Here is a 15,599-nt window from a genome sequence, read left to right on the forward strand (position 1 = left end):
ATGAATTTTTATGTCATTATATCGTAATGTTCAAGTATTTTTCGTGCTGCTGGATATGATTTCAGGCAATGTCTTTCACCCCTGCCCGATGGTCGCTCAGGGTCGATAAGGGTCGGTAAGAAACTCCGTTTTTTCAGCGTTTTGCCTGACCTCTGTGGAGGAAAACAGCATGGGCTTATATCCAAAATCCCTAAACAGGCCGATCTGATCGAGGACATGGCGGCTGCTGTCTTCCGCCTGTCCCGGCGCGATGACATTGTGTCCGAGCGCCCCATCAGGCCGCAACTCTACCAAGTGATTCTGGGTTCCGCGTTCAGCCAGCGGCACGATCACCGGATCGCGCGCGCCCTGCGGCACGGAATGCGCATTGGCGGTGGCAAATTGGGTGGACAGGATCGGATCGGACCAATGGGCCATGTCGTCGCCGCGTTCGGCCCGCAGCTGCGCCAGAATGTCACCCAATATCTCGACCTGCACCGCCGAAGCGCTCTTTTCGCCCAGATAGTCGGCCTCGACCGGCAGCGACGCGCCCTTGCCCACCAGCACACGCGCCAGCAATTTTGGCCCGCGGCCGATATCATAGGTATCGCTGCGCTTGTAGGCGAGCATCGCCGAAAGCGGCTTGCCGACGCTATCCGGGCTGAAGACATGCGTCATCATGGCGCTCAACCAGGCGTCGTAGATCACCAGCGCCGAACTATCATAGCGCCCGTCGCCGTCCACATCGATCCGGCGATGATCCCAGTTCGCCAGCAGATCGCGCGCCTGGCGCAGTTGCGGGTCGTTCGGCGCCTTCATCTCGATGGCGGCGATCAGGCCGGGGATGAAATAGCCCGCCGTCTGGCTGGTCGTGCTCGCCACCCGGTTGAGCTGCTCCATATCGGCGAGCGATATCCTGTCATGCGCCTGCATGAAATCCTGCAACAATTGCGCCCGTTCCACCGCACTCCAGCCGGTATCTGGGAAATACCATCCCTTGATCGGCTGCTGGTTCCAGTTGGCGAAGAAGCCGCGCGACGGATTGAGTCGATAGGGCCGCTGCGTCGATGGCAGGAAGCCGCGCCAATCGCCCGGTCCCGTGCCGTCGGTCGGCAAGCGGGGGTCCTGGTGCGCCTGGCGGATCGGGAAACGACCCGGATAGACCATCCCGATATTGCCCCGCTGGTCGGCATACCACCAGTTGATGCTGATCGCCGAACGCAGCGCCGCCTTGTGGAACTGGTCGAAATCCTGCGCCAGCGTGGAATCGAACCACGCCATTTCCGTATCGAGCTCGTGCCCTTCCCACGCCCGCGCGCGGCTGTAGGCCCGGAGGTTCGCCGCATCGACCTTCAGCACCGGCCCATGGATCGTGCGATAGAAGGTCGCCTTGACCGGCGCCGCGCCCCTGACTTGGATGACCTCAGTCCGCGCCGCCATCGCCTTCCAGCGGCCCTTGTGGAAATAGCGGGTCGGGTCGTCGGGATCGAGCCGCTCGACGAAGGTGTCGACGGCATCGCCCCGGCCGACGGTGCTCGACCAGGCGGCGTTGCCATTATGCCCGAAGAAGATCGGGATGAAGCCGATCGGCGTCGCGCCAACCACATCCATGCCGCCGCCGTGCAACCCCGCCTCATAGAGAAACCCCGGCATGGTGAAGCCCATTTGCGGCCCGCCCATCAGCAATGGATAGCCGGTCGCCGACTTGTCCTTGCCCACCACCCAGACATTGCTGCCGCCATGGTCGTTGAGCGCGAGTGACGCCATTTTGGACCCCAGCATGGCGTCGGCCTGGCGGATGTCATCCGCGGCAGCCGCGACATCCGGCGCCTTTGCCGCGAGAAGAGGCTGGCCGACGACCGACAGCGCGCGCAGGCTCGCCCCCTTCCAGTCGCCTGCCGCCAGAGAGGTGATCGCGGCGGGGTCCTCCGCCAGCGGTGTCAGATCGTCGAAGATGGCCCGCGCCCGTGCATCCCCAAATTGGGCGATCAGTTCCTCAAGCAACGCCGCGTTGTCCAGTTCCTGCGTCTTGTCCGTAAAACGCACGGCGACATTGCCGATAAAGATCTGCGCCAGATCCTCGGCCGTCCACGGCTTGGGGCGGAAATCCAGTTCCGCAAATCGCCGCGGCAGCTGACCCTTGGCGATCCAAGCATTAAGTCCGGCGGCATAGGCGGAAAACAGCGCCCGTTCGGACGGTTTTAATGCCGCCAGCCGCTTGGCCACCTCGGCGCGACTATAGCCACGCCGCCGCGTTTCGCGATCAAAGTCGATGAAGGACGGACCCAATATCTCCGCCACTTCGCCCCATACCGACCGACGCATCATTTCGAGCTGGAACAGCCGATCCTGCCCAATAGCATAGCCCAGGCCATGATAAAGGGCGGGCCTGCTCTCCGCATGGATATGCGGCACGCCATAATGGTCCCGATCGATGCGGATCGCACGCTCCGGAACCGCCCCGGCGGAAAGGGCGGTGACGCAAAGCAATAGGGCGGCGCAGCGCAAAAAGATGGTCATGCAGTCTCGATCGAATGGGCGAGGAAAATCAAACGGGCCGTTCGGCCGCGACGAAGCGCCGGAAGGGCGCAAGGCCAAGCGACAACACCAGCACGGCCAGTATCGCCGCGCCGCCCGCGACCATGGCCAGCGACAGGCCGGTGCCCAGCGCCCCGCCAGACCAATGGTCGTTGGCGATCCCGACGAGCGCGCTGCTCAGCCCCATGCCGATCAGCGAGTTGACGCCCAGAAACAGCGCCGACACGCGCGATCGCATCGTCGGCGGTGCGACGATCTGCATCACTGCGGTCGAAGGGGGCATGGGAAAGGAAGCGAAGAAGAATGCGGCTGTAAGCAACACCGTCGCCTGATCGACAGTCGATGCCCAGGGCAGCAGCGCCAGCGGCGCGATAGCGCCCAGCGCGCCGATGATGCCGGCGCGGAACGGCGCATCCGTGCGACCCGACCGCGTCAGCCGGTCCATGAGCGCGCCGCTCGCCAGCACGCCGCCGCCCGCCGCGAAGATCGCGATCCAGCCCAGCCGCAAACCGCTTTCCCCCGGCGTCAGCGCGAACACCCGCATCAGATAGGCGGGCGACCAGGACAGGAGCGAAAACAGCGTCATCGCCGCCAACGTATAGCCCGCCATGTGCGGCACGAAGATCGCCTTCTCCCGCGCCAGGAAGCGCGCCATGTCGATGACCGAGGGCACCGCCCTGGCAGCCGCGCCATTGCCAAGGGTCTGTGCGCGCGGTTCGCCGATCAGCGCCAGCATGACGAGCGCCAGCAGGATGCCCGGCGCGCCCACGATGATGAAGGTGATCTGCCAGGCCGCAAAACTCATGCCCATCCAGCTGCGCACGCCACCGGCGCTCACCGCGCCGATTACCCAGCCGCCTAGCAGGAATGCGACGCCCGCGCCCAGAAAGGAGCCGAGCGAATAGACTGCCACGGCTCGACCCAATTTTTCGCGCGGGAACAGGTCGCTGATCAGCGAATAGGTAGCGGGCGACAGCGCCGCCTCGCCCGCGCCCACGCAGACCCGCGCCGCGAACAATTGGGCGAAGCCGCGTGCAAAGCCGCACGCCACGGTCGCCAGGCTCCAGAACGCGACACCCGCAGCGATGATCAGCGGCCGCGATGTCCGGTCGGACAGCGCCGCGATCGGAATACCCATCGTCGCATAGAAAATCGCGAAGGCAAAACCGTGCAACAGACCGAATTGGGTGTCCGAAATACCCATATCCGCCTGGATCGGCCCGATCAACAACGCCATGATCTGCCGATCGATGAACGAAAAGATATAGGCGACCATGCACAGGACCACCGCAGTCCAGGCGCGCCGATGCGACAGGCCATGGTCGATCATCCGGGCAGCCTTTCCAGATAGACCATACTGTCGCGGATCGCGCCGATGGGATCGTCCGACCGGTCATATTCGACGAAGAAATGCTGCGCGCCCGCCTCGCGAGCGGCGCCGATCAGCCGTGGCAGGTCGAGCCGCCCCGTGCCGACGATGGCAAACTCGCCTGCTGCGTCGACATCCTTGACATGACAGCCGAAATAGCGGCCCGGATTATTCTCGAAATAGGGGATGGGATCCTGTCCCGCCTTGGTCACCCAATAAAAGTCCATCTCCATCTTCACAAGTTCGGGGTCGGTTCCCTTGAGGATCAGGTCATAGATCATGTCCGGTCCCAGACGCTGAAATTCCCGGTGATGATTGTGAAAGGCAAAGGTCAGCCCGGCATCGCGGCACATGCGGCCCGCCTGGTTGAAGATGTCCAAATAACGATCCAATATCGCCCGGTCGGCCAGCATCCGGGGCATCAGGATCGGCCAGGTGACATAGGACTGCCCCAATATCTTCGCCTTGGCGATGCCGTCCTCTACCAGCGCCAGCGCCTTTTCCGGCAGAAAGGCCCGCTCGTAATTTTCCCGATTCTGCTCGGTCGTGATCTCCTTGCGCGTCCACGCGCCGAAGGAGGCATAGACTTCGTCCGATGCGATATGCTGCGACGGCGACGCCAGCCCGAACCGGTCGAGCTGCGCCCGCAACCAGACGGGGTCGCGGCCGAAGCTACCCACCGTCTCGACCTCCTTATACCCAAAAGCCGCCACCTGTCGCAGCACGCCTTCGAAATCCTGCTCCATCAGGGCGCCGACGGTGAAAAGTTGCAGCCCCCAACGAGCGGGCGATGGCCTGTTGGCCGTGCGCCCCGCGGCGCAACCGGCGACCATCATCCCCATGGCCGAAGCTAAGACATTCCTGCGATTCATGCGCTCCCCCATCTCGTTCATCCATGATTGACGACGACCGGAACCGATAGTCATATTAGTTGAATATTCATTCATTATGCAATCATTGTCAACGCTCTTTCCAGCTTATCCAGATCGCCGAAGCTGACGCCCGCGCAGATGAGCCAGATGGCGCAGATAGAGCATTTGTGTAAGGACGAATGGCGAAAACGAAACCATAAGCTTGGGACAAAAAAAGCGAAGTCCTCTACGTCTAGCCCATATATTAGTTGACATTTCAATTAATATTGGCTTGCTGGCGGCATATATGGAGGCTCCTTTGACCAGATTATCGCTTCACGCCAGCAACGGGATTTTCACGCTCGCCACCAACCGCCGGCGCGGCCTTCTGCGCTCGACCGCAATGTTGCTGGCAGCGGCGAGCGTCAACGCAACGCTCCACGCGCAGACCATCGAACCGACAGCGGCGCCCAAGGCCGAGTCAGCCGATGATCAGCGCGCCCGCGATCTGGTCGCGAAGATGACGCTGGACGAAAAGATCGACATGATCCGCGGCGCTCAGGAAGACGCCAGCACCGATCAGGCCGCCGCCGGCTATCTCAGGGGCGTTCCGCGCCTTGGCGTTCCGTCGATGCGTTTCGCCGATGGTCCGCCCGGCATCCTGACCCGCGAACCCTCCGTCGCGCTGCCCGCGACCATGGCGCTGGCGGCGACCTTCAGCAAGAAGGATGCGGAACAAAATGGCGCGGTGGTCGGGCTGGAGGCGCGCCGCCTGGGCGTCGATGTCGCGCTGGAGCCTTTCATCAACATCATGCGCGACCTTCATTTCAGCCGTGGGTGGAATACCTTTGGCGAAGATCCCTATCTGTCCGGTATCATGGGTGCGGCGCAGGTGCACGGTATCCAGGGCCAGGGCGTGATGGCGCAGGCCAAACATTATCTCGGCTACGACCTGCGCGGCTACAAGACGATCATGGACGAGCAGACCATGCACGAAGTCTATCTTGCCCCGTTCGAGGCTGTGATCGACGCGGGTGTCTCCTCGCTGATGTGCGCCTATAATTATGTGAACGGCCAATATGCCTGCGCCAGCGACGACCTGCTCAACACCACATTGCGCAAAGAGCTGGGTTTCAAGGGGTTTGTAACCTCCGACTGGGGCGGCACGCACAAGCCGGCCGACATCAATATGGGTCTCGACATGGAAATGCCCGGCCTGATGCCCAAAGGCAGCCCGTGGCTGACCATCACCCGCTCCTATTTCGACAATGACAAGGCGCCGGTCGAGCCGCTGACGATGAGCATGGAGGTGCTGGGTCGCGTCTTCGGTCGCGCCGTGCCGGAAGAAAAGAGCGAGCGCTTGCCGATCAAGTCGGTCATCTTCCGCGGCCAGTTCCCCGACGACCCCGATCCGAAGAACATGGCCTCCGCCCTTGCCGACGGGACGGTGAAGATGGCCGCCATAGACGAGGCCGCCTATCGCGTCGTGCATGAAATGAACCGCTTTGGCCTGCTCGACAGGGGCAATCATCAGCCCACCGGCGGCGCGGTCGATCCCCGCATCGCGGGCATCATCCGCAAGACGGCATCGGATTCCGCCGTGCTCCTGAAAAATGAAGGCGCCGCCCTCCCCCTCAGCCAGTCGGACCTGGACGATCTGGCGCTGATCGGCCCCGGCGCGGGCCAGGTCGTGGCGCTGGGCATCAACGCCGAACATTCGCTCGGCCTCCCCGAAACGCAAAACGGCGTCGCCGCCCTGCTCCAACGTGAAGCGGGCGGCCGCGCGGGCGCCAACATCGCCTATGCCGTCGCCAACGACATGACCGGCGCGCCCGTCCCCGCCGACCGTTTCAGCAGCGACGGGGCGCCGGGCCTTGCCCGCATCGTCAACGGCAAGAAAGTCGCGCAGGATGGCGCGCTCAACTTCACCGACAGCAACGCCAATGCGCTGCCCGCCGGCGCCCAGCCAAGCTGGAAGGGCGAGATCGACATTTCTGCGGACGGCACTTATGGTTTCTATCTCCAGATGCTGGGCACCCATGCCGAATTGCGCATCGACGGAGAACTGGTCGGCCGTTCCAGCGGCCTGACCGGAGCCCGCCACGGCGACACAGTGCAGCCGGGACAGGACGCCTTGCTGCACAGCACCGACAATCTCAACAATGTCCGGCGTGATGTCGCACTGACGGCGGGCAAGCACAGTATCGAGGTGCTGACGACCGACGACACCTCGCATGTGCCGATCCAGATTCGCCTCAACTGGGTGACGCCGCAACAGCGCGAGGCCAATTACCGCCACGCTGTCGAAACCGCGGCAAAAGCCAAGAAGGCCGTCGTCTTCGCCTGGGCGCGGCAAAATCCCATCTTCGGCCTCACCCCTGAGCAGAACAGGCTGATCGATGATGTGAGCGCGGCCAACCCCAACACCATCGTGGTGCTGAACAGCAGCTACCCCGTCGCCATGCCTTGGTTGGGCAAGGTGAAGGCGGTGCTCAACATGTGGTGGGGCGGCGACAAGGGCGGCGAGGCGACCGTCGACATCCTGACCGGCCGGGTCAGCCCGGCGGGCCGTCTGCCCTTCACCTGGGGCAAGGCGCTGGAGGATTATCCCGCGACCGACCCCCGTCATCCCGAACGCGGTGCGCGCGAAGATGGCGTCGTCACCTATTCGGAGGGGCTGGATGTCGGCTATCGCTGGTTCGACCGGCAGAAAAAGGAGCCCCTCTACGCCTTCGGCCATGGCCTCAGCTATACCAGCTTCGCCTATTCTGGCCTGACCGTGAAGCCCGCCGCCGACGGCGGTCTGGACGTCCGTTTCACCGTAGCCAATACGGGAAAGCGGGCATCGGACGAAGTGGCGCAGATCTATCTGGGGGCGCCCGCCAATGCCCCCAGGGGCATCGCCTTCCCGGTCAAGGCGCTCGCCGGATTCGACCGCGTCCATCTGGCGCCATCGGAATCGAAGACGGTGTCGATTCATGTCGCGCCACGCAGCCTGCAATATTGGGATGAAAGGGCGGCGAGCTGGACCACGCCGCAGGGCGTGCGTGCGGTTTATGTGGGCGGCTCCTCACGCGACCTGCCGCTTGCCGCCAAAAGCCGGTAGGGGATTGCGATATGCAGGGGCAATCGCTCGCCATCCGCAGGCGGCAGATCCTTGGTGGCGCGCTGGGCGTTACCTTCGCCACCCTGCTGGCGGGACCGAAGGTGCTGGCGCAAAATAGCCGTTTTGCGCCAGCGATTGCGGGCGAACCCAATGCCGAATGGGCGCGCAAGGCCGACGCTCTGATGCCGACGCTGCATAGCATCGAGCAACAGCCGGTCGCTCTGGTGAACATGATCCCCGACCCCGCGCAGATATTGCGTTTCCGCGTGGAAAAGGCCGCCACCATCGCGGACTTCGCTACCCGCAGCTTCCGCAAGGGCGACAGCTTCATCCTCGATTTCGAAGGGCACCGGACGGGTTATCTGTCCTTCGACCTCGAAACGGTCGGGCGCGAACCGGATGCGCCGGTGCGGCTGAAACTGACCTTCGGCGAAGTGCAGACCGACGTCGCCGAACCGCTGCATCCCTATAAGGGCAAGATCAGCGAAGCCTGGTTGCCCGAAGAGATCATCACCGTCGATTATCTGCCGCAGTCGGTGAAGATGGCGCGACGTTACGCCTTTCGCTATGTCCGGGTCGACGTGATCGACACTTCGCCGGGCTTTGCGGTAAAGTTCCTCAATGTCCGCGCTCACGCGGTGACGTCGGCTGGTCCCATGCCCGCGCCCATGGGCGCGACCCCGCGCCTGCGCCGGATGGACGAGGTCGCGATGGCGACGCTGCGTGACTGTATGCAAACCAGTTTCGAGGATGGTCCGCGCCGAGACCAGCGACTGTGGGTCGGCGATCTGCGGCTTCAGGCGCTCGCCAATTATGCGAGCTTCCAGAACAACGATCTGGTCAAGCGCTGCCTGTATCTGTTCGCGGCCTATCGCGACAAAGACGGGTTGGTCGCCGCCTGCGTCTACGAAAAGCCACATCCCCGCTACGGCGGTATGCACATCGTCGATTATGCCGCGCTCTTCAACGTCACCCTGCGCGATTATGTGCTGGCGACCGGCGATGTTGCGACCGGGCGCGACCTGTGGCCGGTGGCGCGATGCCAGCTGGAACTGATCGCGCGCTGGATCAATGCCGACGGGCTGTTCGTCGATCCGGGCAATATGTGGATTTTCATCGACTGGGCGGACAAGCTGGACAAGGGCGCCGCGATCCAGGGCCTGCTCACCTTCGCCTGGAGGGCGACCGCGGAACTGGCCCGACGACTGGGGATGAAGCAGGAGGATGCCAGCCTATCCCATAGGGCTGGAACGATGACCACCGCCGGCCGCGCCGCCTATTGGGACGCGCACAGCGGACGGGTGGTCAGCGGCCCCAGGCGACAGGTCAGTTGGGCCGGCGCGAGCTGGATGATGCTGGGCGGACTCCTGTCGCCGCGCGAAGGGCGCAAAGCCCTGTTCGCTACGCTGGACGATCCGGCGGCGATCAAGCCCTCTACACCTTATCTTTATCATTATGTCGTGGAAGCGCTCATCGCATGTGGCGAAAAGAAACGCGCCATGGCGCTGCTCGAAAGCTATTGGGGGGCGATGATCGACGCGGGTGTCGATACCTTCTGGGAAGTGTTTGATCCGACCACTCCGCTGTCGTCTCCCTATGGGGACATCCATATCAATAGCTATTGCCATGCCTGGAGCTGCACGCCGTCTTATTTTCTCAGGCAGAAACTCTCCTGATGGCCCCATTCTGACATTCGCTACCAACAAGGCGTGCGCTTGTTCGATGCGGGCGAAAAAGCCTTCCATGCCCATCGGCGTCGACAAGCGATGACATCATAGGGCAGGCGAACGCTGCGATGTCGGGATCATCGAATACCGCCTCGAATATCCGTTCGATGACCCCTTGCTCGACCCAGCGATAATAGCGCCGCTTGGCCGTTGCGGGAATCGCTACAGCCTAGAAAGGGCGCGACCGGTTGCCCGGCCACGCCCTTACTGCGCGCCCGAAATTATGGTTGATCAACCCGCCAGCTGCGTTTCCAGTTCACCCAGTACGCGATAGCAATCGAACACCTTGGCGACGCTGCTGTTCGGATCGCGGCCTTCGCGGATGGCGCTGATGAATTCGCGGTCCTGCAATTCGATGCCGTTCATCGACACGGCGACCTGGCTGACGTCGATCGCCTCTTCCTTGCCGTTCACCAGATCGTCGTAACGCGCGATATAGGTGTCGGTATCGCCGATATAGCGGAAGAAGGTGCCGAGCGGCCCGTCATTGTTGAACGACAGCGACAGGGTGCAGATGGCGCCGGTCTCGCTCTTCATCTGGATCGACATGTCCATGGCGATGCCCAGGTCCGGATGGATCGGCCCCTGGAGCGCGTGCGCCGACACGATCCTGCCCGCCTGATAGGCGAACAGGTCGACCGTATGCGCGGCATGATGCCACAGCAGATGGTCGGTCCAGGACCGCGGCTCGCCCTTCGCATTGATATTCTTGCGGCGGAAGAAATAGGTCTGCACATCCATCTGCTGGACATTGAATTCGCCCGCCTTGATACGGTTGTGGACGAACTGGTGCGACGGATTGAAGCGGCGCGTGTGGCCGACCATGCAGACGAGACCGGTTTCCTCCTGCTTCTTGAGTACCGCCTGCGCATCGGCCCAGCTATCGGCCAGCGGAATTTCCACCTCCACATGCTTGCCCGCATCCATGCAGGCGATCGCCTGCGCCGCGTGCATCTGGGTGGGCGTGCACAGGATCACCGCGTCGACATCGTCGCGGCTAAGCGTCTCATTGAGGTCGGTCGTCACATGGCCGATGCCATATTTTTCCGCAACCTTCTTGGTCGCGTCCAGTTCGCGTCCGATGATCGACGTGACGGTGACGCCATCGATATTCTTGAGGCCATCAAGATGCTTTTCGCCAAAGGCGCCGGCGCCAGCCAGGGCAATACGCATGAAAAACTACTCCAAAATAAGCCCCTCCCTTTTAAGGGAGGGGGAAGGGGTGGGTGCGAGCGAAGCGAGCCAGCGCCCATCTTGAAGGCAGAAGCGATTGCTAACGCAACCGCCCCCACCCCAACCCCTCCCCTGAAGGGGAGGGGCTTTAAGTTGGTTTATTCAGCCGCGATCGCGTTCACCGTATCGCTGCCGGTCATGTCCAGCCCTTCGCCATTATCCGGACGCAGCACCATATGGCCGATCGCGGTGTTGGAGCAGGGCACATGATAATGGCGATGCAGCGCGCGGGTTTTCTTGCCCAGCGCCCCGCGCATCACCAGCCACATCACCATTTCGATGCCTTCGCTGCCGGTTTCGCGCAGATATTCGATATGCGGGATGCGGCGCAGATGGTCGCTCTCGCCGATCAGCCCGTCCAGGAACATATTGTCCCATTCCTTGTTGATCAGCCCGGCGCGCGGCCCCTGCAACTGGTGGCTCATGCCGCCCGTGCCCCAGATCTGGACGTTGAGGTCTTCGGGGAAGCTCTCGACCGCCTTGCGCACCGCCTCGCCCAGCGCCCAGCAGCGATTGCCCGATGGCGGCGGATAGGTGACGACATTGACCGCCAGCGGCACGACCTTGCACGGCCAGGCGTCGGGCTTGCCGAACATCATGGAGAGCGGCACGGTCAGGCCATGATCGACGTCCATCTCGTTGATGATCGTCATGTCGAACTCGTCCAGGATCAGGCTCTGCGCCATGTGCCATGCGAGGTCGGGATGTCCCTCCACGTCCGGCACCGCGCGCGGCCCCCAGCCTTCGTCGGCCGACTTGTAACGCTCGCCACAGCCGATCGCGAAGGTCGGGATGATCTTCATGTCGAAGGCGGAGGCGTGGTCGTTATAGACCAGGATGATGACATCGGGCTTTTCGGCCTTCTCCCATGCGCGGGTCCAATCGTACCCGGCAAAGATCGGTCCGAAATAATCGTCGCGATCCTTGTTGAAGTCCGACGCCACGCCCAGCAGCGGCACATGGCTCGACGCCACGCCAGCAGTAATCCGCGCCATATCAGCGATCCTCTTTCTTCGCGGCGGCGGCCGCCGCTTCATTGGCCTTGATCGACCGGGCGCCTTCGGGCGAACGCCCGCCCCGCATCATCATTTCCCGATATTCGGGGAACGCCATGTCTGTCATGGTGCTGACCGCCTCGGCAAAGGGAACGCCGTCGGTCGAAAACAGCTTGGACAGGAAATAGACATTGCCGCCCAGGTCCAGGCACTTGTTATAATCGCGCGCCAGCACGCCCAGCTTCTGCTCCTCGGTCAGCGGCCATTCGTCCAGATAGGCGCGCTCGTCCGCCTTGAACTTCGCGCGATTTTCATCCTTCATCAGGCTCATCGCAAACTGGTTCAGATGATAGCCCTGCCGGGCGCGCTTGGCGGTGAAGACGCGGGTGCCCGGAATATCCTCCATCTCGGCGAGATATTCGTGGATGTCCTGATGTTTGGGATCTTCTGTTATCATAGTCCCCTCTCCTTCAATTGGGCGTCGAGGCGCGGGAAGACGCGACGGGCATTGCCCGCGAAGATTGCGGCGCGTTCCTCGTCGCTCACGTCCAGCGCATCGACATAGCGTTTGGTGTCGTCGAAATAGAATCCGGTGGTCGGGTCGATGCCGCGCACCGCGCCGACCATTTCCGACCCGAACAGGATATTCTTATTCTCGATCACGTCGGCCAGCAGGTCCACGCCCGGCTGGTGATAGACGCAGGTGTCGAAGAAGATATTGTTCATCAGGTGCGTCGACAGGTCGGGCTTCTTGAGCATGTCCGCCAGCCCGCGATAGCGCCCCCAATGATAGGGCACCGCGCCGCCGCCATGCGGGATGATGAAGCGCAGCGTCGGGAAATCCTTGAACAGATCGCCTTCCAGCAACTGCATGAAGGCGATCGTATCCGCCGCGATATAATAGCCGCCGGTCGCGTGCATCGCCGGGTTGCAGCTGCCCGACACATGAATCATCGCCGGCACGTCCAGCTCGACCATCTTCTCGTAGAAGGGATACCAATATCTGTCGGTCAGCGGCGGATGGGTGAAATGCCCGCCGCCCGGATCGGGATTGAGGTTGCAGCCGATAAAGCCCAGTTCGGTGACGCAGCGCTCCAGCTCCGCGATGCTGTTGCTCATGTCGGCCTTGGGCGACTGCGGCAACATGCACACGCCGACGAAGGTTTCGGGGAACAGGCCGACGACGCGCGCGATCAGGTCGTTGCAGCGGATCGCCCATTCCTTCGCCACCGCCTCGTCGCCCACATGCGGCGCCATCGCGGATGCGCGGGGCGAAAAGATCGTCAGGTCCGCGCCGCGCTCCTTGATCAGGCGCAACTGGTTCGCCTCGATCGTCTCGCGAATCTCCGCGTCGCTGATGTCGGGATAGGGCGGGCACGGCGTCCCGGCCTTGAACGCCGCCTTCTGTTCCTCGCGCCAGGCGTCATGGCCCTTGGGCAGGACGGTGTAATGACCGTGGCAATCGATAATCAGGCTCATCGCGTCTCTTTCCTCAACCCTTATTCCGTCACCCCAGCAAAGGCTGGGGCCTCAGGCGACAGCACGCTACGCCCGCCCCAAAAACTCCGTCACTTCCGCCTTCGCGGAAACGCCGTCGGAAGAAATCACCCCGATCTTCGCGCCCAGCCCTTCCGGCGGCGCCTTCACGCCCAGTGCGCCGATCGCCGCCTGCCGCGCCACCGTGCCGCGCGTCATCGCCGCGCCGGTGCCGAGGCCATCGAGCGTCTTGACCACTTCCTCCATCTCGGCCGCGCGGCGCGTGCCATGCACCAGCATCCGGTCGAGATTATAATCCGCCCGCACGGGCCACGGCTTCGCCTTCTCGCTCGCGTCGAGCGAGGCCAGCACTTCGTCCAGCACATCCGCCTGCGCCGCGGCCAGCACGCATTCGGCGGTCAGCGCCTCGATCCCCTTGACCATCACCGACCGGATCATCTTGATCGAGGAGGCCCGGCCGACATCCGCGCCCACGACCCGCGTCTTCGCAAAACCCAGCGCGCGCAACCGCGCCTCGGCATCCCCGGCTCGCGCGCCGCTCAACAGCAGCGGTACGTTGAGCCGCGCCGGATCGACCGGCGCCATCACCGCCACATCGACATAATGGCCCCCGGCCGCCTCGACCAATGCGGCAGCGGCCTGCTTGGTCTGCGGCGCAACGCTGTTCATGTCACAGAACAGCGTCCCCGGCGCGATCAGCGCCGCGGCGTCGCGCGCCACGGCCAGCGCCTGATCCGCCGTCACCAGCGACAGGATCATCGGCGCGCCCCGCACCGCGTCGTCCAGCCGATCGCGACAGGCGACGTCCATCTGCGCCATCACGCTGGCCCGCGCCGGATCGCGGTCATGCGCCAACGCGCGCGCTCCCCACGCGCCAGCCGCAGCGAATGTGCTGCCCGCCTCGCCAAATCCGATCAGGAGAATATCGGTCGTCATGGCGGGAATCTGCCCGTCGATGCGCGCGACGACAAATCGGAACAGCCGCCCGGTCATTAGCTGGCGCTAAACATCCTTTCTGTATCCCCCCGCGACACGGCCTCCAGATCGGCGATGAACTCCGCCTGCACCGTGGTCGGGCGCCAGGAGGCCCGCGTTGTCACGCCGATAGATCGGCTGGCGGGCGATACCGGCGTGTCGATCCGGCACAGCCACCCCGCCTCCAGCTCCACCGTCACCTGATCGGGTGACAACAGGGTCAGGAAATCATTGTCGATCAGCAATTGCCGGATGGTCATGACCGATCCCGATTCGATCGGCACGACCGGCAAAGCGATGCCATGTTCGCTGAATAACGCCTCCCAGCTTTCGCGCAGCGGCGCGCCCGGCGCGGCGATGATCCAGGGATAGCGCGCCAGATCGCTCATGGCGGGCTGTGTCCCGGCCAGCGGATGGCCTGCCCGCGCGATCACCACCGGCCGGTCTTCGAACAGCGCCGCCTGCTCGAAATCCGCCTCCAGCAGCGGCAGGCGCAACGCCCCCACCATCATGTCGATCGCGCCGTTGCGCAACGGCTCGATCAGTTCGGCGCGCGACCCTTCCAATATGGTGATGCGCACGCCCGGCCGCCGCCGCAGGAAGCGCGACACGGCGGCGGGCAGCACCCGCGCGCGCGACAGCGGCATCGCGCCAATGGCGATGCTGCGCGTCTCATGCCCCTTGAGCGCCGCCAGTTCGGCCAGCGCCGCCATCAACTCGACCCGCGCCAGACGGAAGGCGCGCGCCATCCGCACACCGGCATCGGTCAGCATCACCACCTTGCCGCGCCGCCGCACCAGCGGCCGCCGCAGCGACAGGCTAAGGTCGTTGACCGCGCGATGCAGCGAAGGGATCGACAGGCCGGTCGCGGCACTCGCCGCAGGGTAACTGCCCGCATCCGCCAGCGCGATCAGCGCGCGGAACCGCGCCATGGTCACATGCGGGCTGGCGATATGGTCCAGCGCGGCGTGGAAACGCGGCACCAGCAGCGCACCCGCATCGGTCACCGTCATCCCGTCATGGCGGCGGTCGAACAAGGGCACGTCCAGCATGGCTTCGAATCGGGCCAACGCCTGGGTTATCGCCGGCTGGGTCAGGTTTACCGCCGCGGCGGCCGCATTCATGGTTCCGCGATCCGCGATTTCCACGGTTGCGCGCAGGTGACGAAGGTTGATGTCGGTCCAGTCCACATTGCCATATTTAGTGAAAACTAATGGCTTGGCCAGATTTCCTTTTTGCCCTTTCCCCCGAACGGGTCCAGCCACCATCCTGTCCCGCGCCGCCCAACCATCAGCTTGGTCCGTGCGCCGTCATGAATAAGGAGAAGGT

The 15,599-nt window shown here is 63.5% G+C and carries 11 protein-coding genes; 2 read left to right on the top strand and 9 right to left on the bottom strand.

Going from position 1 to position 15,599, the window contains the following annotated elements; all coding sequences use genetic code 11:
- Positions 1–96 precede the first annotated feature (96 nt).
- Genes V473_RS20115 through V473_RS20125 form a run of 3 tightly spaced genes read right to left on the bottom strand, consistent with a single transcriptional unit; the run spans position 97 to position 4,758 of the window.
- A complete protein-coding gene (locus V473_RS20115; RefSeq protein ID WP_066609098.1) occupies positions 97–2,499 on the bottom strand; it encodes a penicillin acylase family protein in 2,403 nt (800 codons plus the stop codon).
- A gap of 28 nt (positions 2,500–2,527) precedes the next feature.
- Positions 2,528–3,847, bottom strand: coding sequence for a spinster family MFS transporter (locus V473_RS20120; protein ID WP_201785563.1), 1,320 nt, complete (start codon positions 3,845–3,847; stop codon positions 2,528–2,530).
- Positions 3,844–4,758 (bottom strand): sugar phosphate isomerase/epimerase family protein, encoded by a 915-nt coding sequence (locus V473_RS20125; protein WP_082679263.1) that lies wholly within the window; start codon positions 4,756–4,758, stop codon positions 3,844–3,846. The genes V473_RS20120 and V473_RS20125 overlap by 4 nt, the downstream gene beginning before the upstream one ends.
- 298 nt (positions 4,759–5,056) lie before the next feature.
- Here V473_RS20125 and V473_RS20130 point away from each other — a divergent pair, with 298 nt between their 5' ends.
- A complete protein-coding gene (locus tag V473_RS20130) occupies positions 5,057–7,843 on the top strand; it encodes a beta-glucosidase family protein (RefSeq protein WP_201785564.1) in 2,787 nt (928 codons plus the stop codon).
- 11 nt (positions 7,844–7,854) lie between these two features.
- Complete coding sequence (locus tag V473_RS20135; RefSeq protein WP_201785565.1) at positions 7,855–9,519, top strand: alpha-L-rhamnosidase-related protein; 1,665 nt, start codon at positions 7,855–7,857, stop codon at positions 9,517–9,519.
- Between the two features lie 282 nt (positions 9,520–9,801).
- On the opposite strand, the gene V473_RS20140 is transcribed toward V473_RS20135, so the two are convergent.
- The 6 genes from V473_RS20140 to V473_RS20165 form a co-directional block, all read right to left on the bottom strand.
- Entirely contained in the window at positions 9,802–10,743 is a 942-nt protein-coding gene (locus V473_RS20140; protein WP_066609100.1) for a Gfo/Idh/MocA family oxidoreductase, read from the bottom strand.
- A gap of 158 nt (positions 10,744–10,901) precedes the next feature.
- On the bottom strand, positions 10,902–11,798 hold the full coding sequence (locus V473_RS20145) for a class III extradiol dioxygenase subunit beta (protein ID WP_066609101.1): 897 nt from the start codon (positions 11,796–11,798) through the stop codon (positions 10,902–10,904).
- A gap of 1 nt (position 11,799) precedes the next feature.
- Positions 11,800–12,255, bottom strand: a complete 456-nt coding sequence (gene ligA / locus V473_RS20150) for a protocatechuate 4,5-dioxygenase subunit alpha (RefSeq protein WP_066609102.1) — start codon at positions 12,253–12,255, stop codon at positions 11,800–11,802.
- The gene (locus V473_RS20155) at positions 12,252–13,277 is read right to left on the bottom strand and encodes an amidohydrolase family protein (RefSeq protein ID WP_066609103.1); all 1,026 of its coding nucleotides are present in this window, start codon (positions 13,275–13,277) and stop codon (positions 12,252–12,254) included. Before V473_RS20155 ends, ligA begins: the two co-directional genes overlap by 4 nt.
- A 66-nt stretch (positions 13,278–13,343) precedes the next feature.
- Positions 13,344–14,231: an NAD(P)-dependent oxidoreductase gene (locus tag V473_RS20160; protein ID WP_066609216.1), complete on the bottom strand. Its 888-nt coding sequence runs from the start codon at positions 14,229–14,231 to the stop codon at positions 13,344–13,346.
- Between the two features lie 56 nt (positions 14,232–14,287).
- On the bottom strand, positions 14,288–15,460 hold the full coding sequence (locus V473_RS20165) for a LysR family transcriptional regulator (RefSeq protein WP_066609104.1): 1,173 nt from the start codon (positions 15,458–15,460) through the stop codon (positions 14,288–14,290).
- Positions 15,461–15,599 lie beyond the last annotated feature (139 nt).

This window comes from Sphingobium cupriresistens LL01, from assembly GCF_001046645.1.
Lineage (GTDB): Bacteria > Pseudomonadota > Alphaproteobacteria > Sphingomonadales > Sphingomonadaceae > Sphingobium > Sphingobium cupriresistens.

Bases quoted from the DNA above. Each gene is read 5' to 3' on its own strand.
- V473_RS20115 (WP_066609098.1), bottom strand. From the start codon at position 2,499: ATGACCATCTTTTTGCGCTGCGCCGCCCTATTGCTTTGCGTCACCGCC.
- V473_RS20120 (WP_201785563.1), bottom strand. From the start codon at position 3,847: ATGATCGACCATGGCCTGTCGCATCGGCGCGCCTGGACTGCGGTGGTC.
- V473_RS20125 (WP_082679263.1), bottom strand. From the start codon at position 4,758: ATGAATCGCAGGAATGTCTTAGCTTCGGCCATGGGGATGATGGTCGCC.
- V473_RS20135 (WP_201785565.1), top strand. From the start codon at position 7,855: ATGCAGGGGCAATCGCTCGCCATCCGCAGGCGGCAGATCCTTGGTGGC.
- V473_RS20140 (WP_066609100.1), bottom strand. From the start codon at position 10,743: ATGCGTATTGCCCTGGCTGGCGCCGGCGCCTTTGGCGAAAAGCATCTT.
- V473_RS20145 (WP_066609101.1), bottom strand. From the start codon at position 11,798: ATGGCGCGGATTACTGCTGGCGTGGCGTCGAGCCATGTGCCGCTGCTG.
- ligA (WP_066609102.1), bottom strand. From the start codon at position 12,255: ATGATAACAGAAGATCCCAAACATCAGGACATCCACGAATATCTCGCC.
- V473_RS20155 (WP_066609103.1), bottom strand. From the start codon at position 13,277: ATGAGCCTGATTATCGATTGCCACGGTCATTACACCGTCCTGCCCAAG.
- V473_RS20160 (WP_066609216.1), bottom strand. From the start codon at position 14,231: ATGACGACCGATATTCTCCTGATCGGATTTGGCGAGGCGGGCAGCACA.